We start from the raw sequence: 21298 nt of genomic DNA on the forward strand, positions 1-21298 counted from the left end.
GGTCTCGGTTGACCGGTGACATAGCTTACTTGTATAACCTTCTCGACCCGGTATGGCCATAGCCGCCCCCGCCCGGAGCGGGCCACAGGCCCGCCAGACCTAAGGTGCACAGATGACCGCGACCCACGCTTACCCCGAAGTCAAAGACGTATCCGTGTCCCTTGAGGGCGGCGTTCTGTCGGTGACCCTCAACCGGCCCGACAGCCTCAACTCCCTGACGCAGGACATGCTCGTGGCGATCGCCGACGCCATGGATCTGGCCGCCACCGACTCCGAGGTGCGCGTGGTTCGCCTCGGCGGAGCGGGCCGCGGATTCAGCTCCGGTGCCGGCATCAGCGAGGACGACCAGAACGCCAAGAGCCATGACGCCGAAGGCGTGCTGGACGCCGCCAACCGCGCCGTCGCATCGATCGTGGCGCTGCCCAAGCCGGTCGTGGCCGTCGTGCAGGGGCCTGCCGCCGGCGTCGGGGTGTCGCTGGCACTGGCATGTGACGTCGTGCTGGCCTCGGAGTCGGCCTTCTTCCTGCTCGCCTTCACCAAAATCGGGTTGATGCCCGACGGCGGTGCCTCGGCACTGGTCGCCACGAACATCGGCCGGATCCGGGCCATGCGGCTGGCGCTGCTGGCCGACCGCCTCAGCGCCGCCGATGCCTTCGACTGGGGTCTGATCAGCGCCGTGTACCCGGCCGACGAGTTCGACGCCGCGGTGGACAAGATCGTCGCCAAGCTGCGCTCCGGTCCGGCGGTGGCCCTGCGCGAGACCAAGCAGGCCGTCAACGCGGCCACGCTCACCGAGCTCGAGGGCGCCTTCGCCCGCGAGCGCAAGGGCCAGCTGCAACTGCTGGTGTCCGACGACTTCCGCGAGGGCACCAAGGCCTTCCAGCAGAACCGGCGCCCGGAGTTCACCCAGCAGTAAGCGCTCCGCCGGACTCACGCCGGCGAAAATCGTTGGACTCAACCCACTCCGGGTAGGCACCATCGAATGTTGTGAGCATGCAGCACGACATCCAAACGCCGGTCGATCAGACCGGCGGCTGGCGTGTGCTCGCACCCTTCCGCATCCGCGAATATCGGTTGCTGATTGCCGCGGTCACGTTGTCGATCTTCGCCGAGGGCATGTGGTCGGTGGTGATGGCGTTGCAGGTCATCGCGATCGACAACAATCCGACCTCACTGTCGCTGGTCGCCACCTGCATGGGTGTCGGCCTTGTGGGCTTCGTTCTCATCGGCGGGATCACCGCCGACCGGATCAACCAGCGCACGATCATCATCGCGGTGGAAACCGTCAACCTCGTCACGGTGACGACCGTCGCGACGCTCGGCCTGCTCGGCCTGCTCAAGATCTGGCATCTGGCCGTCGCCGCAGGCATTCTCGGCATCGCCGCGGCATTCTTCTTCCCGGCCTACAGCGCGCTGCTGCCCCGCATCCTGCCGCCCGAACAACTGTTGGCGGCCAACGGTGTCGAGGGCGTGGCGCGGCCGGTGTTTCAGCGTTCGGTGGGGCCTGCAGTGGCAGGCATGGTGATCGCCGCGACCTTCCCGTCCCTGGGCGCGGTCGTGGTGGCTGCGTTGTTCGGCGCGGGCCTGGTCCTACTGGTCGCCACCCGCCCCACCGTGGACTCCGTTGCGGCACAGGATGCCGGCGAGCGCACGCACGTATTGCGCGATCTGCGTGACGGTTTCGCGTTCATGGTGCGAACACCGTGGCTGCTGGCGACACTGTTGTTCGCGAGCATGTTCGTGCTCGTCGTCCTCGGGCCGATCGAGGTGTTGCTGCCGTTCATCGCCCAGGACCGGTTCGCCGACGGCGCGCGGGCGTACGGATTCATCCTGGCGTTCTTCGGATTCGGCAGCGCCCTGGGGGCGTTGACGGTGTCCTCGCGCCGGATGCCGCGGCGCTACCTGACCACGATGATGCTGATGTGGGGTCTGGGCTCGGTGCCGCTGGTGGTCGTCGGCGTCACTTCCTCGTTCCCGTTGATGGCGTTGGCCACGTTCTGCATCGGCGTCACCGACGGTGCGGGCATGGTGATCTGGGGAACGCTGCTTCAGCGCCGGGTGCCGACGGAGATGTTGGGCCGCGTGTCGAGCCTGGACTTCTTCGTGTCGCTGGCCTTCATGCCGCTGTCGTTCGCGATCGTCGGCCCATTGTCGAAGGTCGTCTCGATGGAGTCCATCTTCCTGGTGGCCGGACTGCTGCCCGCCGTGCTGGCCGCGGTGGCCGTGACCGCAGCACGGATGCCACGCGACGAGCTCGCGCACCCGCTGCGCTAGACGCCGAAGATCGGTGGCAGTACCAGCACCATGATCAGGCCCCAGAAGAAGTGGGTCAGCATGGGCGCCAGTACGCCACCGGTCATTCGGCGTTCAACCGCGCAGACCGTGCCGAGCAGGATCGCGGCGAACCCGAGCATCGGGTTACCGGACGCCATCACCGCGGCGACGTAGACCACCGTGGAGATGAGCTCCGGATGATGATCACCCAGCGCGGTGTACAACGCGCCGCGAAAGAACAATTCCTCGGCCGCCCCGTTGATCAGCGTGATCAGCACGACCACCACCAGGCTGCCGTGATTCGCGAATTCCAGTACCGCAGTGACATATTCGCGCAGACCAGGGATCAGGCGGGCCACCAGCGCGCCGACCACGAACACCAGACCGAGGGCCAGACCCACCGCAGTGCCGAGCAGCACCGGCCGGTGCCCGGTGCCCAGGTGCAACGGACCGGATGTCAGCGCACCCACCGTCCAGACCCCGGCCAGAGCCAAAGTCAGCCAGTAGAAGGAACTCTCACCCGGTTCGACCCCCAGCGACACCGCCAGCAGAACGGCTCCGGCAACCAGTACCACGCCGACGACGACCCGCCGACGCAGCAACCCGGCCGGTTCGTCCGTGGTCACCCCCGGCACGCCGGCCTTCAGCCCCCGCTCGGAACCAGGCGGGCCGCCACATCGAGGCCGGAGCGCACCACGGCCGCGACCGGTCCGGGGATCGGGGGCAGCAGGCCGAGCACACGCCGCGCGAAGCCGGGTGTGAGTTGCCGGATCCGCGCAGCGTCACCGCCGGCCCACACCGGATCGGTGTCGGCCAGGTCGTGCGGATCGGCCAGTGCGCTGACCGGCCGCCGCTCGGCCGGCAGGGCATCGGGTCCCAAGGCCCGTCGGATCGCCTCGTCGACACCCAGCAGCCCGCCCGGCGGATCCGGCACCACGGTGCGGATGCCCTCGCGTGCGGCGCTCATCGGATGGTCGAGCGAGGTGATCACATCCGTTGCCAGACCGCCGGGAATCGGCAAGGTGGCCGCCGACACGCGGGCCGCCACACCGGCCGTCGGCCCACCGATCGGCACGGTCAGTCGGCGCTTGCCCGCGAGCCGGGCATAGGTCGCCACCAGGTCTCGATAGGTCGTGATGTCCGGTCCGCAGATGTCGTAGTCGCCGGCCGGCACCTGCTTCGATTCACCGGCGGCCACCAGATAGTGCAGTACGTCGCGGATCGAGATCGGATCGATCCGGTTGGCCATCCAGGCCGGGGCGGGCAGGACCGGGAACCGGTCGGCCACATAGCGCAAAATCTCGAACGACGTCGACCCCGAGCCGATGATCAACGCGGCGCCCAACCACACCACCTCCGGCCCGCCGTCGACGCGCAGCGCCTGAGCTACCTCCGCCCGGCTTGCGAGATGGTCCGACAGGCTCGTCGAATCCGGCACGAAACCGCCGAGATACACAATTCGTTCGACGCCGGCTTCCTTTGCCGCGGCGGCGACGTTGGCAGCAGCCTGGCAGTCCGCCTCCCGGAAGCCGGACTGCCCGATCCCGTGGGCCAGGTAATAGACCAGATCGACCGGGCCGATCTGCTCGAACGCGGCGTTGGTGGACAGCGGGTCGTCGGCATCGAGTTGCACCGCGGTGACGTCGCGGAACCAGCCGTAGTCGGCGAGCTTGTCGAGGCTGCGCCCGGCCGCCACCACGCGGTGCCCGGCCGTCAACAGCACACTCACCAGACGCGAACCGACGTAGCCGCTCGCACCGATCACCAGAATCCGTTTACTCGCCGTATCAGTCACGCCGCGGTTAGTACCCGGCTTGGCGCGGTCGCAATCGTCGGGCAGGTCACTCCGCGTCGCGGTGCAAACCCGTCAGATGCGTGTAGGCCGCGGCGTTCAACTGGTTGTGGCCGACCTCGTCATCGTTGAGCTCGCGGCGCACCTTGGCCGGGACACCGGCCACCAGTGAGCGCGGCGGCACCACCATGCCCTGCGGCACCACCGCACCGGCGGCCACGAGCGAACCGGCGCCGATCACCGCACCGTTGAGCACCACAGCACCCATCCCGACCAGGCTGTCCTGCTCGACGGTGCAGCCGTGCAGCACCACGTTGTGGCCGACGGTGACCCCGGTGGCGACCCGGCACGGGAAACCCGGGTCGACGTGGACGGTCACCCCGTCCTGGATGTTGCTGCCCTCGCCGATCTCGATGGGCTCGACCTCGGCGCGCAGCGTCGCCCCGTACCAGACGCTGGCACCGGCGGCCAGCGAAACCTGGCCGATCACACTGGCATTGGGGGCAACCCAGGCGTCCGGGTCGATCTGCGGGGTGTGACCAGCGACGGAGACGATCAGCGGCTCAGGCATGCCGGTCATGGTAGACAGCCGACCGGCCGGCTCACGCGCCCTGGTACACCTTGCGGTAGCTCGACGGTGACATCCCGAGCCCGCGGCGCAGGTGATGACGCAGATTGCCCGACGTGCCCAGACCCGAACGCCTGGCCACCTCGTCCACCGGCAGGTCCCCCGATTCCAGAAGTTCGCGCGCCAGGTCCAGCCTGCGGCTGCGGACCCAGGTAGCGGGCGCCTGCCCGGTCTCCTCACGGAAGCGGCGGTTGAACGTGCGGGCGCTCATGTGGGCGTGCGCAGCCAGGCGCGTCACGGTGAGTTCCTCGGCGAGGTGCTGTAACGCCCACTCACGGGTGGCGGCGGTCGAGGCATGGTCGTTGACCGTGGGCCCGTGATCGATGAACTGCGCCTGCCCGCCCTCCCGCCACGGCGGCACCACGCAGTAGCGAGCCACCGTGTTGGCCACCTGCGCACCGTGATCGGAGCGAATGATGTGCAGGCACAAGTCGATTCCCGCGGCCAGGCCGGCCGAGGTGAGCACGTCGCCGTCGTCGACGAACAGTACGTCCTCGTCGAGGCGAACGTCCGGGTACAGCCGGCGCATGTCCGCGGCGAAGCGCCAGTGCGTGGTAGCCGGTCTGCCGTCCAGCAGGCCGGCGGCGGCCAGCACGAAAGCTCCGGTGCAGATCGAAACAAGCCGGGTGCCGGGGCGGATCCGCGACAGGGTCTCCCTCACCTCGGTGCCCAACACACCGTCGGCACGGGCCGGCGCGTACCTGGTGCCAGGGATCACGACGGTGTCGGCCGATTCCAATGCCTCGGCTGCCGCGCCGGGCACCATGGCAAACCCGGTCGTCGACGGCACCGGGTCAGTGGTGAGCCCGCACGTCACCACGTCGTAGAGCGGATTGCCCTCGCTGTCGGTGGCATTGGAGAACAACGTCGGCGCGATGGCCGCGTCGAACCCGACCACCGGCGCCAGCAGCAGGACGGCAACACGGTGCACGACGCCAATTGTGGCACGTTTTTGATGATTGCTGTCGTTTATGCCACTGGTCGCGACGGCCATCCTCGGCAACAGTGTTCGGGTGACCTCGCCTACCCCGATCCGCATCGGCATCCACTGGGCCTGGGTGGTCGCCGCAGTGAGCTTCGTGGCGATCCTCGGCGCAGCCGGGTTCCGATCCATCCCGGGCGTGATGATGAACCCGCTGCATCACGAATTCGGTTGGTCGCACGGCACGGTCGGGCTGGCGATGTCGGTCAACATGATGTTGTACGGACTCACCGCACCGTTCGCCGCGGCACTCATGGACCGATTCGGTGTCCGCCCCGTGCTGACGGTGTCGCTGCTGCTGATCGCGACGGGTTCGGCAGTCAGCACCTTGATGACCGCGAGCTGGCAACTGGTGCTGCTGTGGGGCGTGCTCGTCGGCGTCGGAACCGGGTCGATCTCGATGGGGTTCGTGGCGACCATCGCGACCCGTTGGTTCGCACAGCGCCGCGGTCTGGTCACCGGCGTGCTCACCGCGGCCAGCGCGACGGGGCAACTGGTCTTCCTACCGGTGGTCGCGGCCGTCACCACACAATATGGTTGGCGCTGGGCCTCTTTGATCGTCGCGGCGGCCTCGCTGGCCGTCGTCCCGCTCGTCGCGTTGTTCATGCGCAACCGCCCCGCCGACGTGGGTTTGGCACCGTACGGAGCCACTGAGCCTGTCCCGGCCGCGCCGGCTCCGACTGGCGGATTCGCCGCCGCTTTCGATGGCCTGCGCCTCGGCGCACGGACCCGCGTGTTCTGGCTGCTGGCCGCCAGCTTCGCGATCTGCGGCATGACGACCAATGGTCTGATCGGCACCCACTTCATTCCGGCCGCGAACGACCATGGCATGCCAACCACGATCGCCGCAGGCCTGCTCGCCACCATCGGCATCCTCGACGTCGCAGGCACCGTGTTCTCCGGCTGGCTCACCGACCGCGTGGACCCCCGACTGCTGCTGCTCGTCTACTACGCGGGCCGCGGCCTGTCACTGATGCTGCTGCCGTCCCTGCTGTCCCCCCATGCCGAACCGAGCACGTGGGTGTTCGTCATCTTCTACGGACTGGACTGGGTGGCCACCGTGCCGCCGACCATCGTGCTGTGCCGGGACTACTTCGGAGACCGTTCGCCGGTGGTGTTCGGTTGGGTGTTCGCCTCCCACCAGGTCGGCGCGGCCATCGCCGCCGCGGGTGCAGGATGGCTGCGGGATCTGAACGGCGATTACGACCTGGCCTTCCAGCTGGCCGCCGGGCTGTGCTTCGTAGCCGCCGCTTTGTGCCTCAGTATTCGAAAAGCGCAGGTCACAACGTCCGACCTGGTCACAGTTGCCACTTCGGCTTTGCCGTAACCGCTTCGTAACCCTTAACATCCGATGCGGCGCCGCGGGGAACGCTGAGGCTGTCATTGCTCGTGGTCGCTCGCCATAGTCGCGCGGAGAACCGCGTAACGCGTCACCGACAGCCGACGAATACCAGGCTAGGCATGAGCGGGAGGAAAACCCACCAAATGAAGACTCGCACCAAGACACTGGGCGTTGCTGCGGCCGTCGCCGCGATCTCGGCGTCGCTGCCGCTGGCAGTCACCGCCTACGCCGACCCGGCGCCGACGACGACCACCGCCCCGGTCGTCGAAATCCCCGACCCGCAGGGCTCTGGCTGCGACAACTTCAAGAAGGCGATGCCGGACTGGAAGAGCTTCGCGGATCTGCCGACCGGCAAGGTGCTGGCCAGCATCCCGGACATCAGCACGTTCAATGCCGCGATCTCGGGTGGGATGAACCCGGCCGTCAACATCGTCCCGGTGCTCGACAACGGCCCGTACGTCATCTTCGCGCCGACCAACGACGCGTTCGCCGCGATGGAGCCCGGCAAGCTCGATGCGCTCAAGGCTGACGTGGCCGCGCTCACCAGCTTTGACTACTACCACGCGTTCCTGGGCCTGCTCGGCCCCGATGACGTCAAGGGCCAGCGGCCCACCCAGCAGGGCGCCGAGGTCAAGGTGACCGGCAAGGGCGGCGACATCAAGGTCAACGACACCGCCAAGCTGGTCTGCGGTCCCATCCAGGCGGCCAACGCCCGGATCTACCTGATCGACACCGTGCTGGATCCCAACAGCCCGCCGGAGGCCATCGTGCCGTCGGGCTCCAGCACCACGACCACGACCACGACGAAGGCCCCGGAGACCCCGGCCGCCGACGCCCCGATCGGCTGATTTCTTTTCTCAGCGCGAGCAGACACAAAACTGCCCATTTCTGTGTGGAAATGGGCAGTTTTGCGTCTGGTCAGGGACCATCATGCGGCAGCCTCGAGGTGGCTCCTGATTCGAGAGCACAGTTCGGCGGGATACCGCCGGACGTCATCTACCACGGCTGGCACACTGGTCCAGCCGATCTCCTGCAATCGGGCTGATTTCATCCGGTCATGCTTGACCGCAACAGGATTCGCGTGCCAATCCATGCTGTCGTATTCGGCTGCGACCCGACAGTCTGGCCAGGCAAAATCCACCCTCCACAACTGCCCGTGTCGGTCGACGATCTCGTACTGCAGTTCTGGCGTGGGCACGCCCCAGTCCATGAAGACCAACCTCATCTCAGATTCCATCGGCGACTCGGCCCTGGCGTCAGCGTGAGGCAGCAGTTGACGAACCTTCACCACGCCGCGGCGGCCGTGCTGTTCCTGGAGCGCGCATTCGAGGTCGGCCGCGGAGCAGGTGGCGCTGCGCAGGGCGGCGTCGAGAGTCGCCAACGCGCGTGGCCGCCGCAACGTCCGTGCAAGCTCGATGGCAGTCCACGCCGGCGCTGTCAGCAACCGGCCATCGAGTTTCTTGAGCGGAGCGCCAATTCGTTGATGCACCATGAGGTCTGCTGAGGGCCTCATGCGTACCCCTGGATCGAGAATGTGGGTTCTCACCGTGTTCTCGGTGTCGAAGCCGTAGAGCTGCGCGGCCGTCCCCAGACAGCCCACGATCGCCGTCTCCGACAGCAGGTCCAGGGCGCGGAGCCTGCGAGCCGTGTCGGGCGTGCCCAACGAATAGACCCCATGCCACACCCGGACGAACTCACCGTCGCGGACCCGCCGCGCGAGTGTCCGGTAAGTCATAGCGGCAAGCAGCTGCTTCGTGGTCGCGACGCCGTTGTTGCGGGCAAACACTTCGTCGAGCGTCATGCCGGTGATTGTTTGCGGACAATTCTCCGGCCGCCACTATTTGACTTCGAGCCCTGTGGATAACCCCGCCAGCAGACGCAAAACTGCCCATTTCCGTGTGGAAATGGGCAGTTTTGGTGGGGGCCCCTCCCGCTTGCGGGGGACTGTTCGGCGAAAGAACTAGACGCCGAGATCGCGGCCGATGATCTCCTTCATGATCTCGGTGGTGCCACCAAAGATCGTCTGGATCCGTCCGTCGACGTAGGCCCGCGCAACGCGGTACTCCATCATGTAGCCGTAGCCGCCGTGCAGCTGCACGCAGTTGTCGATGACCTTCTTGGCGACCTCGGTCGCCCACCACTTGGCCTTGGCCGCCTCGACGGCGGTCAGTTCACCGTCGACCACGCCCTGCAGACAGCGGTCGAGGTAGTTCTCGGTGACCTCCAGCTCGGTATCCATCTCGGCGAGCAGGAACCGGTTGTGCTGGAAGCTGCCGATCGGCTGCCCAAAAGCCTTGCGGTCCTTGGCATACTGCAGCGTCTCCTGGAAGACCGCGCGCGCACCGTAGATCGCCGAGATGGCGATCGAGAGCCGCTCCGAGGGCAGGTTGGTCATCAGGTGGTAGAACCCGCGACCTTCCTTGCCCAGGAGGTTGGCGTTCGGCACCCGGACGTTCTCGAAGTGCAGCTCGGAGGTGTCCTGGCTGTGCAGGCCCATCTTGTCGAGCTTGCGACCGCGGGTGAAGCCCTCCATGCCGCGCTCCACCACGAACAGCGTGAAGCCCTTGTGGCCGGCCTCGGGGTCGGTGCGGGCCACCACGACGCACAGGTCGCAGTTGATACCCGAGGAGATGAACGTCTTGGAGCCGTTGATGATCCAGTCGTCACCGTCACGTACCGCGGAGGTGCGGATGCCGGCCAGGTCGCTGCCTGCGCCCGGTTCGGTCATCGCGACCGCGATGATGGTCTCGCCGCTGGCGATGCCGGGCAGCCAGCGCTGCTTCTGCTCGTCGTTGGTGAGGTCCTTGAAGTACGGGCCGACAACGTCGTTGTGCAGGCTCAGCGCCGGGCCGTGCACGCCGGCCTTGGCGATCTCCTCGTCGATGATCGCGTTGAACCGGAAGTCATCTGAACCGCCGCCGCCGAACTCCTCGGGCATGTTGAACCCGATGACGCCGTACTTGCCCGCGGCGGTGTACGCCGACCGGTCGACGATGCGCTCGGTCTCCCACTTCTCGGAATTGGGGACGAGCTCACGCTCGATGTATTCCTTGACCGTCTCCCGGAATGCCTCGTGCTCCGAGGTGTAGATCTGTCGCTTCATGGCTTACTTTGCCTTCCAAACAGGTTCGCGCTTCTGCGCGAAGGCCAGCGGCCCTTCCATGGCGTCCTCGGTCTTCAGCAGCGTGCTGAATTCGCGGTTGGTGCGCTTCCAGCCGTCCTTGTCGCCGGTGATGACGCCCTCGTCGACGCCGTAGGCGACGCGCTTGCTGGCCTGCACGGCCAGCGGTGCGTTGCCCGTGATCCGTTCGGCCAGCTTGAGTGCGGCGTCGACAACGGTGCCGTCCGGCACGACCTGGTTGATCAGACCCCACCGCAGCGCATCGGCCGAGGACATCGGCTCACCGGTGAACAGCAGCTCGTTGGCCACCTTGCGGGGCAGCTGCTCGGCGATGCGGAAAACGCCACCGGCACCGGCGATCAGGCCGCGCTTCACCTCGGGCAGACCGAATTTGGCGCTCTCCTCGGCGACGATCAGGTCACTGGCCAGAGCCAGTTCGGTGCCGCCGCCAAGGGCGGTGCCGTTGACCGCGGCGATCGTCGGCTTGTCGATGAAATGGCTGACGTAGCCGGCGAATCCGTATTCCGGATGCTCGGGGTGGAAGAGGTTCTCGCCGCGGGAGATCGCCTTGAGGTCGGCACCGGCACAAAACGACTTGTCCCCCGAACCCGTGATGACCACGGCCCGGACCTCGGGATCATTCTGGGCCTGCTCCAACGCATCGCCGACAGCGATGCTGACGGAGCCGTTGATCGCGTTGCGCGCCTCGGGCCGGTTGATGGTGATGAGCAGAACGTTGCCGCGCTTTTCAACGAGCGCGCCTGGCTGGGTGTCGGTGTCGGTCACAGGAGCTCCAGGATGGTCGCGTTGGCCTGGCCGCCGCCTTCACACATGGTTTGCAGGCCGTACTGAATGTTGTTGTCCCGCATGTGGTACAGCAGCGTGGTCAGGATGCGCGCGCCGGAGCCGCCGAGCGGGTGGCCGAGCGCGATTGCGCCGCCGTTGGGGTTGAGGCGCTCCTCGTCGGCGCCGATGTCCTTGAGCCAGGCCATCGGAACCGGGGCGAAGGCCTCGTTGACCTCGAACGCACCGATCTGGTCGACGCTCAGCCCGGACTTGGCCAGCGCCTTCTGGGTGGCCGGGATCGGCGCGGTCAGCATGATGACCGGATCAGCGCCGGCGAGCACCGCGGTGTGCACCTTCGCAAGCGGCTTGAGCCCCAGGTCTTTTGCCTTGTCGGCCGACATGATCAGCAGCGCGGCCGACCCGTCGGAGATCTGGCTGGAGTTACCGGCGTGGATCACGCCGTCCTCCTTGAAGGCCGGCTTGATGGCAGCCATGGACTCGACGGTGCCGCCGCGGCGGATGCCGCCGTCTTCCAACACGACGTTGGCATCTTGGTCCTTGATCCCGACGATCTGGTCCTTGAACGCACCCGCATCCTGTGCGGCCGCCGCCTTCTCGTGCGAGCGCAGGGAGAACTCGTCGAGCTGGGTCCGCGACAGGCCCCACTGCTCGGCGATCATCTCGGCACCGACGCCCTGGTTCGGGGTCTGGCCGTTGTAGCGCTCCCGGAACGCCTCCGGGTAGGGGTGGCCGCCGTTGGCCAGCGAGGAACCCATCGGTGTGCGCGACATCGACTCGACACCACCGGCGACCACGACGTCGTAGTGCCCGGCGACGACCCCGGCCACGGCGAAGTGCAGGGACTGCTGACTCGAACCGCACTGGCGGTCGACGGTGACACCGGGGACGGTCTCGGGCCAGCCCGCGGTCAGCACGGCGGTCCGGGCGATGTCGAGCGCCTGCTCACCGGCCTGCATGACGCAGCCCCAGATGACGTCGTCGACGAGGGCGGGGTCGATGCCGGCGCGCTGCACCAGACCGTTGAGCACCTGGGCCGACAGCTCCGACGGATGCACACCCGACAGGGCGCCGTTGCGCTTCCCGACTGGTGACCGGACAGCCTCGACGATGACGGCTTCAGCCATGACTTCTCCTTTGAAGGGTGGGGTGCTACCCCGGTTGGACCCAAACGGGGCACTCGAGGTGAAAATAGACCAGTAGGTTTACTAGGTCAACCTACTGGTTGGTAGACGTCGATGTACCGTTCCCACGGTGAACAGATGGTTTACTGAGTTGTACAGCTGACCATCCGGCCAGCCTAAAAGTTGTCTCACCTGGGAGTGTCTGGTGGCTCGAACCACACCGCTGGCGCCGATGATCGGCCCCGACGCGATCGCACCGCAGGCACCGGTCCGTTCCCCGAAGACCGCCGAGCTCGTCGCGGGCACCCTACGGCGCATGGTCGTCGACGGCCAGCTCAAAGAGGGCGACTTCCTGCCCAACGAGGCCGAGCTCATGGAGCATTTCGGGGTCAGCAGGCCGACACTGCGTGAGGCCGTGCGGGTGCTGGAATCCGAGCGCCTGGTCGAGGTCCGCCGCGGCTCGCGGACAGGAGCCCGCGTCCGGGTTCCGGGCCCTGAGATCGTCGCCCGCCCGGCGGGTCTTCTGCTCGAGCTGTCCGGCGCCGACATCGCCGATCTCCTGGTGGGCCGTGCGGCGATCGAGCCCATGGCCGCCCGCCTGCTCGCCGAGAAGGGCGACGAGGCGGCGTTCGCCGAACTTGAGCAGATGCTCGACGAGCACATCCCCAAGGACCATCTGTCGGACCAACTGGCCGCAACCACGGGCGACTTTCACCGCCGGGTGGTGGAGCTGTCGGGCAACGCCACACTGGGCATCATCGCCGGCATGCTGCACGAGATCACCGTGCGCCACCACGCCTTCCTGTTCAAAGAGCGCCGGCCGGTGTCGAAGACCGACTACGACAAGCTCATGCGGTCCTACCGCAAGCTGATCCAGATCATTCGCTCCGGCGACGGCGATGCCGCCGAAGCACATTGGCGCAAGCACCTCGACACCGCACGCATCCTGATGCTGCAGGACATCGAGAGCGTCAAGGTCCGCGACGTCATGCGCTGAGGCGATTTTCGCCGAACGTGCGCTCAGATCGGAAACTCAGCCCGAATCGCGATCTGAACGCACAGTCGATACCGATTCGACATGGACCGGCAGTTCGTCGTCCCAGGGCTGCCGCGTCACCATGTCGGCCACCTTGACGTATCCCCGCTCGAATTCCCCGGTGGCCGCATCGACCAATCGGTATTGCTGGGTCTGATGCTGGATCGGTTGCGCGTCGAGCATCACGATCCGCACCTCCCCCGGCTCGAAATGGCACCTCTTCTGCAGGGCCGCCACGAGCTGCTCATTGCTCATGTGCCCGTCACCGAAGTTCCAGCCGATGGCCGTCGAGACGATGCGCTCGCCATCGGTCAACACATAGTCGTCCTCGTTGCAGCCGGCCATCGCCCGGTGCGCCAAAGTGAACAGCGCCCGGCCGTGAGAGTTGAAGCCACGGAACGCATATCCCATGTACAGGTACATCTGGGCGACCTCGGGGCTGCCGTAGTAACGCTCCATCTGGGCGGCGGGCATGCTGGCGATCGCGACGATGTTCTTTTCGATCTTCTCCGCGGCCGACGGCTTGACGCACCACAGCGAGGTGTCCCAGTTGCCGGCGTAATAGCGCATACCCGGCAGGAACGAAACCTTGCGCGGGAACAGGTTTCCCAGCACCACAGTGCCTGCCACCACCGCGAACAGCACGATCGGCCACGGGCTGCCCAGATCCCCTAGACCCACGCCGGCGTGCCCGACGAACAGCGCCAGCACGGAGAACATCATGAAGACGTTCCACTCCAGCGGCACGCCCATCGGAATGGCGCTCAGGATCCCGAAGTGGAACACCAGCATCACGAAGGCCGCGATCGCTGTCGCCCACCCGCCGTGCGAGAAGAACAGCACCAACGGGACCAGACCCTCGATGGCAGTGGAGAAATGCGCCACGAAGCGCGACGGCCGCCCTGGCCGGAGGTCATCCGGGAAGTGCTCGAAGAACTTGCGCTTGATGAACCGTGGCCGGAACACCGGGTTGTTGCTCATCATCGTCGAGATGACGAATGGGAAGTGTTTGGTGAGTTTCGAGGTGGCCGCGCCGATCCAGATCGTCAGGCAGATCAGCTTTGCCGCGATGACGATGTCGGCGCCGCTGAACAGGAAACAGACCGCCAGTGAGCCGTACACCTCGCCGCGGGCAGCCAGGAAGATCACCTTGTCGCGCAGGCCGGCCACGGCGAGCAGGCCGACGATCGCCGCGGTCTGCCACACCGGCAGCACGCCGATCTCGCTGCCGAGCGCGGGGATGGGACCGGTACCTTGCGAGGCGAGGGCCACCACCAGCATCACCAGCAGCGCGCCGTACAGTGCGACGTCGACGATGGTGCGGTCGTCACCCTTGGTCAGCGGGACCCGGTTGGGCCACGGTGGGAGCCGAATCGTCTTGGGCCGCAACCAGTACAGGATCGACCCCATCGGCGGGAAGAACCGGTTGTTGAGCGGGCCGAAGCCGCAGCCGAGGCCGACGACCTCGAACAACATCGTGTAGAACACGACCTTCTGGTAGACGATCGGCTCGGCGTACCAGGAGGCGACGTTCGTGAACCCGTCGACGCCGCTGGTGGTCAGCGCGATCAGCCAGGCACCGAGAATGTAGGCCAGGATCTTGACGACGTAGAACAGGTGCAGCACAACCGGGGTTCCGAACCCCACCTCCGCCCAGTGCCGGGCCATCGGCTGGATCTTTTCCGCGCGCGTGCCCTTGCTCCACTGCTCGAAGTCGATCTGGGGCGATTCCTGTTTGAGAAAACCCATGCCCGACAGATTAGAACGTGTTCTAGTCGGACCTCACGCGAACAGACGCAAACTCGCACAAATCGACCCGGAGATGTGCGAGTTCGCGTCTGTTCGGCGGGGAAAAGCTAGGACTTCACCGGCGGGCGGAAGAAGATCACCAGCTGGCCGATGCCACCGGCCAGGCCGAGGACGACCGCGATCGCCAGACCGCACCAGCCATGCAGGTAGTGGTAGAAGTTCGAACTGGAGAACAGCAGGTGGTCGAGGCTGTAGCGACCTGCACCGGTGCCGGCGATCGCCACGGCGGCCACCGCGAGGATCAGGTTGTACTCCCAGCCCTCCTTGACGATGAAGAAGCCGTTGTGCCGGTGCACGGTCCAAGCCGCCACCAGCATCAGCGCCACGAACCCGGCTGCGGGCACCGGGGTCAGCAGGCCCAAAGCCAAGCCCAGCCCAGCCGCCATTTCGGTGCTGGCTGCGACCCGGGCGTGGAACAGTCCCGGCTTCATGCCGATGCTGTCGAACCATCCCGCGGTGCCCGGGATCCGTCCGCCACCGAAGAACTTGTTGTAGCCGTGTGCGGCCATGGTCAGGCCGAGCACCACGCGCAGGAGCAGGATCGCAGTGTCGTAAGCAGAGGAAGCCATGTAACAGAATCTAGGACATCTGTTAAGCCGCCGCCCAGCCCCCATCCACACTGAGGATCACGCCGTGGATGTTTCCGGCGTCGTCGCCGGCCAGGAAGGTCACCGCCGCGGCGACCTCCTCGGGGGTGCTCATCCGACGCGACGGGATGCGGGCCAGCACCGGTCCGATCTCGTCGGCCACGTCAGCTGCCCTTTCGGTCGCGATCGGGCCGGGAGCCACCGCGTTCACCCGCACCCCGCGCGGGCCGTACTCGACCGCCCACGACTTCGTCAGCGAATGCACCGCCGCCTTGGTCGACGAGTACAGCGCCGCGCGGTCTCCACCGATCAGTCCCGTGATCGAGCCGACGTTGACCACCGCGCCGTGGCCACGTTCGGCCATGGCCGGCGCCAGCGCTCCGGTCAGCAGGAACGGTGCCATGACGTTGGTCTGGTAGGACTCCAGCAGCGCCTGCTCGGTGACCTCGCCGGTAGGTTCGGGCATCCCCCAGACCCCGGCGTTGTTGACGAGGATGTCAAGCTGCCCGCCGGCCGCCGCAGCGACCTCGCGGGCCTGCTGGGCCAGGCGCTGCACCTCGCCCGCCCCGGCCCCGAGGTCGGCGGCGACAAACTCGGCTCGCCCTCCGGCGGCACGGATCTCGGCGACGACGGAGTCGCCGCGTTCCTTGTTGCGGCCGCTGACGATGACCAAGGCACCCTGCGCGGCGAGGGCCTTGGCGATGGCGACACCGAGGCCGCCGGTGGATCCTGTGACAAGTGCTGTGCGGCCTTGGAGGCGCGTAGTGTTTGGACTCATGAGTCCAGGTATAGGCCGCTAAAAATGGACCTGCAAGTCCAGAAACTGACCGCCAAGGGCGAGGCCACCCGACGCCGCATCGTCGAGGGTGCCGCATCGGTGATCCGCAGCCACGGGGTGGCTGCCACCACGTTGGACGATATCCGCGCCCACACCCAGACGTCCAAGAGCCAGCTGTTCCACTACTTTCCCGACGGCAAGGACCAACTGCTGCTCGCGGTGGCCGAACGCGAAGCCCAGATGGTGCTGGAGGATCAGCAGCCCTACCTCGGTGAGCTGACCTCCTGGGCCGCCTGGCAGCGCTGGCGCGACGCGGTCGTGGAACGCTACCGCCGCCAGGGACAGAGCTGCCCGCTGAGTCTGCTGATGTCAGAGATCGGCCGCACCACTCCCGGCGCCCAGGCGGTCACCAAAGCCCTACTGCAGCAATGGCATGACGAGATCTCAGCAGGTATCCGGCACATGCAGTCGCAGGGAAAGATGGCTGCCGATCTGGATGCCGAAAAGGTGGGCGCCGCCCTGCTGGCCGGGATCCAGGGCGGGGTCAGCGTGATGCTGGCCTCCGGTGACCTGAGCTACCTCGAGTCCGCGCTGGATGTCGGCATCGCAATGCTGCATCGCTAGGCCGATCACTCACAACGCCGCTTCGAGTCGCTCGATATACCCGTCGACGTCCCCGATCGCCGACTCTGCCCCGAACACACTGATCGAGATGGTGTCCCCCACGCCCGTCACGCAGTGAGTGAGCCCCACCATCGGCGACAATCCGGGAAACGCCGCAGCCAGCCGTACCGGCATACCTCCGAACGAGAAATCCGCGGCGCCGCAGTTCACGCTGGACACCACGGTGTTCCCGGTGACCGTCGCCGAACGTGCGTCGGGATTGAACTGGCCGATCCCCCACCGCAGAAGCGGGGCCGGAGTGGCGGCGAAGGCACGTTCCGAGGCCCGCATCGCCGGGTGTGCGGCGCGTTCCCGCCGCGCCGCCAGTTCAGCAGCGATCGCGGCGCGGCGCTGCGTCACCGGCAGCGACGGATGCAGCCCAACGCCGACCGTGCCGAAATGGTTGTAGGCCTGGCGAGGACCGGATTTCGCCATGGTCACCTCGGCACCGAGAGTGGCCGGATCCGTCCCGAGCTCACGGAGCTGCCCGGCCAGGGCTTCGGAGATTCCGGCCAGGGCACAGACCGTCACGGTGGCGCCCGAGAGCTGCGCCCGATCGCGGACCACCGTCCGCATACTGCGTACACCCGTCGGACGGTCGTTGGTCCGGAGAGGACGGCGCGGTGTCGCGGCCGGCGGCACCCGCCCGGCCTCGGTGTCGGCCACCAACTGCCGGTGCGCCCGGGCCGCTTCGATGCTCCGCCAAGGCAGCATCGCCGGGTGGCCGTACACCGGCACAACCGGTGCAACCGCTCCCTGACGACCGAACATCAGCGCCGCCGGACCGCAGGTGCGCCCACCACCGCCGAGGGCGTGCGTGATCTGCAGGACCGCAACGGTGCCGGCACCAGTGACACCAGGTATCCCCTCGACGCCGGGGAAGACATGAAGCCGCCACGGCGCCAGCTGCGCATCGAGTTGAGCGTCCACCAGCTCGCCCACGGCGGCCAGACAACCCAGCCAGGTCGGCTGATCGAGATCGTGTACCACGAACCGGAATTCGTCGACCGGAGCTGGTACCCAGGACGGGTAGTGCAGCCGTGCGCCGTCATCGATCCGCTGCGAGAGGTCAGGGCTGGTGCCGGCATTGGCAGCCAACTCGGCGAGCACCCCGGACAGATCGACGGGCACACCGTCGAATCCGTACAGCAGGAACGTGTCGTTGGGCATCCTGGACGACATCCAGAACATCTGCGCATCGACCGCAGTGAGTCGGTTAACCGGCACGTCCGATGAAGTCCAGGATGCGGGCCGCTGTGGCGTCGGGCTGATCGAGTTGCAGGAAGTGACCACCGGATTCGACGACATGGGTGTCGCTGCCTGCGGGCAGCACCTCGCGCACCCAGCGGATGTAATCCGGTGCGGCACAGCCGTCATCGGTACCGTGCAGATACAGCGACGGCAGCACCGGCGGCAACGCCAAGTGCTCGTGTAGCTCGGCGTACCGGGCCGGTGGCTTGCTCATCCGGATCGTGGCCCGGTAGTAGCCCAGCGCGGCGCGCCAGCGGTCCGGCGCCCCGATCGCGGCGTCGACGTGGCGCAGGTCCTCGGCGGCGTCGTATCCCGGCGACCATGTCTTCCACAACCGCGGCACCACCCAGGACGCGGAACGCTCAGGCAACCAAGGCAATTGGAAGTACATCATGTACCAGCTGCGCAATGCCTGACGCGGCAGCTGAGCCAACAGCTTGCCCGCGTCAGGCACCCGTCCCAGCGGCTGGAACGAGGCCATCGGCGGTACCGACATGATCACCGCTCTGGCGAACGGGTTGTCCGGCAGCGCAGCCACTCCCGCTGCCGCCATGGCACCCCAGTCATGGCCGATGATCACATCACGCCCCGTCGGTCCGACCGCCTGCAAGAGGTTCAGCGCGTCGTCCATCAGCGCAGCGACGTGATAGCTGCCGTCGGCAGGAATCGACGAGGGCACGTAGCCCCGCATGAACGGCGCCACCACTTTCCAGCCGGCCTCCGCCAAGGTCGGGGCGACCTTGCGCCAACCGTAGGCGGTGTCGGGAAACCCATGTAGGCACAACGCCACCGGACCGTCATCGGGCCCCCACGCCAACGCCCGCAGTTGTACTGCAGGGGTGGCGACATCGATCCAGCGCGGCTCGGTCACAGTGGCACCGGCTCGTACTCGGACATCAGCCATTGGCCACCGTCTTTGACCATCGTCACCCGCGCCACCGACGGGTGCTTCTTCGGCATTTCGTCGCCGACCTGGACACTCTGATTGACGAACAGCACCAACTCGACGCGGTCGGGTTTCGCGGTCGCGGTCCCAGCCTCCAGTACGTCGGCGACTGCCGCGATCCGCTGCGCGTGTGCGGCCGGGATCACCTCGTTGATCATCGCTGTGTAGGTACCGCGAAAATTCCCGGTCATCCGGTCGCGGGCCGCGGTGAGCTGTTGGTCGACGGTTTCGGTCTCATACGACAGCATCTGGGCCGTGATGTCCTTGGCCGCCTGAACCGATTCGACTCGTGCCGTGTCACTTTCGTTCTGCGACACGGTCAGCCAGCGCAGCACCCCAGAGGCCGTCGCCAACACCAAGGCGATGATCGCCAGCACGACAGGCAGGCTGACCCGAGCGCGCGGATGGGACGGTTCGGCCTCTTCGGCGCGTTCCGCGGGCTCCACCGCCTCGTCGGCTACGACGGGCTCGTCGGCTGGCCCGACCGATTCCTCGACCGCCGCCTCCTCGGCACCGTCCGGCTCGACGCTGTCCGACTCGGCACTGTCCGACTCGACGCTGTCGGGCTCGGGGCTCGCCTTCTCCAGGCTGACCGGCTCGGCGGCTACGGGCTCGGCGATCTCTGCGGATTCGGCTGCGGCCTTACGACGCCCCGCCGGCGGCATCTTGTGCCGGCCGCTCACTGGATGAACTCCACGTTGGAAACCTTCGCCTTGCCCTCAATATCCTGCACTGTCAACACCATTCGCCATACCTGGGGATCCTGCTCGGGCACGCCCGCGTTCGTGGACCGAACGGTCACGGACATGAGCACGTCCGCCTTGTCCTCCGAGTAGGACTCCAGAGCCGATGCGGTAACCGTGCCCACCGACTTCGACTTGATCTGTTTGACCACGTCCAGAAAGGACTTCGAACGTTTCTCGAAGTCGTCGTAGAACCGTCCGGTCGATGAGTCGAGCACTCGCTGGACGTCGTCTTCGGCGTGCTCCCAGTCGATGCTTGTCAGGTTGGTCGCGCCTTGGCGGGCAGTTTCCAGGAACATGTCACGTCGCTGCTGTTCCTGATGGACCTGGTAGTAGTCAAAGCCCAGCCAACCGGTCAGCGCCACGAGCGCGACGACGAACGCGCCGCCGACAACCGACACAATCTTCGGGCGCAGGGACCGGCGTCGTTCGGGGGCCGTGTGCTCGGCCTCGTCCGACTCTTCCTCGGCGACCTCACCGTCGGCGTCCTCGTCGGTTTGTTCGACAGCCTCGGCGTCGGGTTCTGGGGCGGACGGGCTCGGCTCCTCGGCCTCGGTCGGCTCGACCGACTCGGCGTCGGCGCTGTCGTCTGCCATACATCTGCTCCTCGGTGGCACTGCGGTATCGCGCGTGCGACAGCACGCGTGCGGTCCAACGTACGTGGCACCGGTCACACCGTCATCAGCGGTACCGGCAGTCCCGGATACGCCTCTCGGGCGGCCGCCCTTACGTGCTACCGGGCTCTCTGCACGTGATGCGCGCCCCCACCGCACGCAGCGCAAAGTCCACCGCGGCGGCGCACGCACCCTCCCAATCCCCGTCGGCTCCCAGCCGGGACAGCTCATGGCTGACCACTGCGCGAATGGCCGCGGCATCCCGCTCCGGCCTGGTCAGCGGAAACGACGCGTCGTCCAGACCGCGGCGCAGGAGAGCTGCCAGCGACCGTTCGCGGTCGATCCGCCACTGTTCCTGCCCGGCGAGGTAGCCCTTGGCCGAGCGAACCTCCTCTAGGTCCAGAACCAACGCCTGCCCGCGCAGTCGCGCGTCGTGTATCACGTCGAACGACACCCTGATCCACTGCTCGAGCTGTTGTGCGGGCGCACCATCGGTGTCGTCGGCGATCTCGTCGAGCCTGCGACCCAACGCCCTGCCCGCGCTCTGTTGCATGGCCAGGAACAACGCGTCCTTGGATTCGAAGTGGCGATAGAAGGCCCGGGTGGACAGCCCGGCGCGAGCCAGCACCGATGCGATCGGCACGGCACCGGTGTGGGGCTCGGCCAGGCAGGTGAAGGCGGCCCTGATGATCGCGCGGCGCTCGGCGGCGTCCCGCGCCGCGTCATCCGGCTCGATACCTGGATCAATCCGCACGATTGACGATTCTAGAAACGGCCCGCTTGCACGGGTCGCAGATGCGACGA

Annotated in this window: 22 protein-coding genes; 6 read left to right on the plus strand and 16 right to left on the minus strand. The window is 66.9% G+C overall.

Translation table 11 applies throughout. The annotated features are described in order from the left end of the window. Positions 1-112 precede the first annotated feature (112 nt). Together AC4ELS_RS25610 and tet(V) are read left to right on the plus strand one after the other, a co-directional pair. Positions 113-916 carry an enoyl-CoA hydratase gene (locus AC4ELS_RS25610; protein WP_499049792.1) on the plus strand — a complete coding sequence of 268 codons (804 nt, stop codon included), beginning with the start codon at positions 113-115 and terminating at the stop codon, positions 914-916. Between the two features lie 77 nt (positions 917-993). Continuing rightward, on the plus strand, positions 994-2274 hold the full coding sequence (tet(V), locus tag AC4ELS_RS25615) for a tetracycline efflux MFS transporter Tet(V) (protein ID WP_499049945.1): 1281 nt from the start codon (positions 994-996) through the stop codon (positions 2272-2274). Here the strand turns inward: tet(V) and AC4ELS_RS25620 are convergent. From AC4ELS_RS25620 to AC4ELS_RS25635, 4 genes are read right to left on the minus strand one after another with little or no spacing between them, the layout of a single operon-like run. Further along, positions 2271-2909 carry a CPBP family intramembrane glutamic endopeptidase gene (locus AC4ELS_RS25620; RefSeq protein ID WP_499049795.1) on the minus strand — a complete coding sequence of 213 codons (639 nt, stop codon included), beginning with the start codon at positions 2907-2909 and terminating at the stop codon, positions 2271-2273. The genes tet(V) and AC4ELS_RS25620 overlap by 4 nt on opposite strands. 8 nt (positions 2910-2917) lie before the next feature. Beyond that, on the minus strand, positions 2918-4069 hold the full coding sequence (locus AC4ELS_RS25625) for an NmrA family NAD(P)-binding protein (protein ID WP_499049798.1): 1152 nt from the start codon (positions 4067-4069) through the stop codon (positions 2918-2920). Between the two features lie 46 nt (positions 4070-4115). Beyond that, positions 4116-4637 (minus strand): gamma carbonic anhydrase family protein, encoded by a 522-nt coding sequence (locus AC4ELS_RS25630; protein ID WP_064882980.1) that lies wholly within the window; start codon positions 4635-4637, stop codon positions 4116-4118. A gap of 31 nt (positions 4638-4668) precedes the next feature. After that, positions 4669-5625 carry a GlxA family transcriptional regulator gene (locus AC4ELS_RS25635; RefSeq protein ID WP_498889449.1) on the minus strand — a complete coding sequence of 319 codons (957 nt, stop codon included), beginning with the start codon at positions 5623-5625 and terminating at the stop codon, positions 4669-4671. Between the two features lie 40 nt (positions 5626-5665). On the opposite strand from AC4ELS_RS25635, the gene AC4ELS_RS25640 reads away from it, so the two are divergent. Together AC4ELS_RS25640 and AC4ELS_RS25645 are read left to right on the plus strand one after the other, a co-directional pair. Then, entirely contained in the window at positions 5666-7003 is a 1338-nt protein-coding gene (locus AC4ELS_RS25640; protein WP_498889447.1) for an MFS transporter, read from the plus strand. Positions 7004-7161: 158 nt separating this feature from the next. Beyond that, positions 7162-7866: a fasciclin domain-containing protein gene (locus AC4ELS_RS25645; protein WP_499049800.1), complete on the plus strand. Its 705-nt coding sequence runs from the start codon at positions 7162-7164 to the stop codon at positions 7864-7866. Positions 7867-7946: 80 nt separating this feature from the next. Here the strand turns inward: AC4ELS_RS25645 and AC4ELS_RS25650 are convergent, their stop codons facing one another. The 4 genes from AC4ELS_RS25650 to AC4ELS_RS25665 form a co-directional block, all read right to left on the minus strand. Next, entirely contained in the window at positions 7947-8819 is an 873-nt protein-coding gene (locus tag AC4ELS_RS25650; protein WP_499049803.1) for a type IV toxin-antitoxin system AbiEi family antitoxin, read from the minus strand. 159 nt (positions 8820-8978) lie between these two features. Further along, a complete protein-coding gene (locus tag AC4ELS_RS25655) occupies positions 8979-10121 on the minus strand; it encodes an acyl-CoA dehydrogenase family protein (protein WP_448442351.1) in 1143 nt (380 codons plus the stop codon). Between the two features lie 3 nt (positions 10122-10124). Further along, complete coding sequence (locus AC4ELS_RS25660) at positions 10125-10925, minus strand: crotonase/enoyl-CoA hydratase family protein (RefSeq protein ID WP_498889443.1); 801 nt, start codon at positions 10923-10925, stop codon at positions 10125-10127. Beyond that, a complete protein-coding gene (locus tag AC4ELS_RS25665) occupies positions 10922-12070 on the minus strand; it encodes a thiolase family protein (protein ID WP_498889441.1) in 1149 nt (382 codons plus the stop codon). Before AC4ELS_RS25665 ends, AC4ELS_RS25660 begins: the two co-directional genes overlap by 4 nt. Before the next feature lie 202 nt (positions 12071-12272). Here AC4ELS_RS25665 and AC4ELS_RS25670 point away from each other — a divergent pair, with 202 nt between their 5' ends. Continuing rightward, positions 12273-13064, plus strand: coding sequence for a FadR/GntR family transcriptional regulator (locus AC4ELS_RS25670; RefSeq protein ID WP_064882945.1), 792 nt, complete (start codon positions 12273-12275; stop codon positions 13062-13064). Between the two features lie 36 nt (positions 13065-13100). Here the strand turns inward: AC4ELS_RS25670 and AC4ELS_RS25675 are convergent, their stop codons facing one another. From AC4ELS_RS25675 to AC4ELS_RS25685, 3 genes are all read right to left on the minus strand, one after another. Continuing rightward, the gene (locus AC4ELS_RS25675) at positions 13101-14852 is read right to left on the minus strand and encodes a DUF3556 domain-containing protein (RefSeq protein ID WP_499049806.1); all 1752 of its coding nucleotides are present in this window, start codon (positions 14850-14852) and stop codon (positions 13101-13103) included. Positions 14853-14959: 107 nt separating this feature from the next. Further along, the gene (locus AC4ELS_RS25680) at positions 14960-15481 is read right to left on the minus strand and encodes a DoxX family protein (protein WP_463795085.1); all 522 of its coding nucleotides are present in this window, start codon (positions 15479-15481) and stop codon (positions 14960-14962) included. 22 nt (positions 15482-15503) lie between these two features. Continuing rightward, complete coding sequence (locus AC4ELS_RS25685) at positions 15504-16277, minus strand: SDR family NAD(P)-dependent oxidoreductase (protein WP_498889436.1); 774 nt, start codon at positions 16275-16277, stop codon at positions 15504-15506. 24 nt (positions 16278-16301) lie between these two features. Here AC4ELS_RS25685 and AC4ELS_RS25690 point away from each other — a divergent pair, with 24 nt between their 5' ends. Next, entirely contained in the window at positions 16302-16901 is a 600-nt protein-coding gene (locus AC4ELS_RS25690) for a TetR/AcrR family transcriptional regulator (RefSeq protein ID WP_499049809.1), read from the plus strand. Between the two features lie 9 nt (positions 16902-16910). Here AC4ELS_RS25690 and AC4ELS_RS25695 read toward each other — a convergent pair whose 3' ends face one another. From AC4ELS_RS25695 to AC4ELS_RS25715, 5 genes are all read right to left on the minus strand, one after another. Further along, the gene (locus AC4ELS_RS25695) at positions 16911-18167 is read right to left on the minus strand and encodes a WS/DGAT domain-containing protein (protein ID WP_499049812.1); all 1257 of its coding nucleotides are present in this window, start codon (positions 18165-18167) and stop codon (positions 16911-16913) included. After that, positions 18157-19062: an alpha/beta fold hydrolase gene (locus tag AC4ELS_RS25700; RefSeq protein ID WP_448442339.1), complete on the minus strand. Its 906-nt coding sequence runs from the start codon at positions 19060-19062 to the stop codon at positions 18157-18159. Before AC4ELS_RS25700 ends, AC4ELS_RS25695 begins: the two co-directional genes overlap by 11 nt. Continuing rightward, a complete protein-coding gene (locus tag AC4ELS_RS25705) occupies positions 19059-19820 on the minus strand; it encodes a hypothetical protein (protein WP_499049815.1) in 762 nt (253 codons plus the stop codon). Before AC4ELS_RS25705 ends, AC4ELS_RS25700 begins: the two co-directional genes overlap by 4 nt. Continuing rightward, a complete protein-coding gene (locus AC4ELS_RS25710) occupies positions 19817-20476 on the minus strand; it encodes an Rv1363c family protein (RefSeq protein WP_448442335.1) in 660 nt (219 codons plus the stop codon). The genes AC4ELS_RS25705 and AC4ELS_RS25710 overlap by 4 nt, the downstream gene beginning before the upstream one ends. 130 nt (positions 20477-20606) lie before the next feature. Then, the gene (locus AC4ELS_RS25715) at positions 20607-21248 is read right to left on the minus strand and encodes a TetR/AcrR family transcriptional regulator (protein WP_448442333.1); all 642 of its coding nucleotides are present in this window, start codon (positions 21246-21248) and stop codon (positions 20607-20609) included. Between the last annotated feature and the right edge of the window lie 50 nt (positions 21249-21298).

This window comes from Mycobacterium shunyiense (assembly GCF_058270035.1).

Bases quoted from the DNA above. Each gene is read 5' to 3' on its own strand.
- AC4ELS_RS25710 (WP_448442335.1), bottom strand. From the start codon at position 20,476: ATGGCAGACGACAGCGCCGACGCCGAGTCGGTCGAGCCGACCGAGGCC.
- AC4ELS_RS25680 (WP_463795085.1), bottom strand. From the start codon at position 15,481: ATGGCTTCCTCTGCTTACGACACTGCGATCCTGCTCCTGCGCGTGGTG.
- AC4ELS_RS25665 (WP_498889441.1), bottom strand. From the start codon at position 12,070: ATGGCTGAAGCCGTCATCGTCGAGGCTGTCCGGTCACCAGTCGGGAAG.
- AC4ELS_RS25690 (WP_499049809.1), top strand. From the start codon at position 16,302: ATGGACCTGCAAGTCCAGAAACTGACCGCCAAGGGCGAGGCCACCCGA.
- AC4ELS_RS25655 (WP_448442351.1), bottom strand. From the start codon at position 10,121: ATGAAGCGACAGATCTACACCTCGGAGCACGAGGCATTCCGGGAGACG.
- AC4ELS_RS25640 (WP_498889447.1), top strand. From the start codon at position 5,666: ATGCCACTGGTCGCGACGGCCATCCTCGGCAACAGTGTTCGGGTGACC.
- AC4ELS_RS25630 (WP_064882980.1), bottom strand. From the start codon at position 4,637: ATGCCTGAGCCGCTGATCGTCTCCGTCGCTGGTCACACCCCGCAGATC.
- AC4ELS_RS25675 (WP_499049806.1), bottom strand. From the start codon at position 14,852: ATGGGTTTTCTCAAACAGGAATCGCCCCAGATCGACTTCGAGCAGTGG.
- AC4ELS_RS25610 (WP_499049792.1), top strand. From the start codon at position 113: ATGACCGCGACCCACGCTTACCCCGAAGTCAAAGACGTATCCGTGTCC.
- AC4ELS_RS25650 (WP_499049803.1), bottom strand. From the start codon at position 8,819: ATGACGCTCGACGAAGTGTTTGCCCGCAACAACGGCGTCGCGACCACG.
- AC4ELS_RS25645 (WP_499049800.1), top strand. From the start codon at position 7,162: ATGAAGACTCGCACCAAGACACTGGGCGTTGCTGCGGCCGTCGCCGCG.
- AC4ELS_RS25685 (WP_498889436.1), bottom strand. From the start codon at position 16,277: ATGAGTCCAAACACTACGCGCCTCCAAGGCCGCACAGCACTTGTCACA.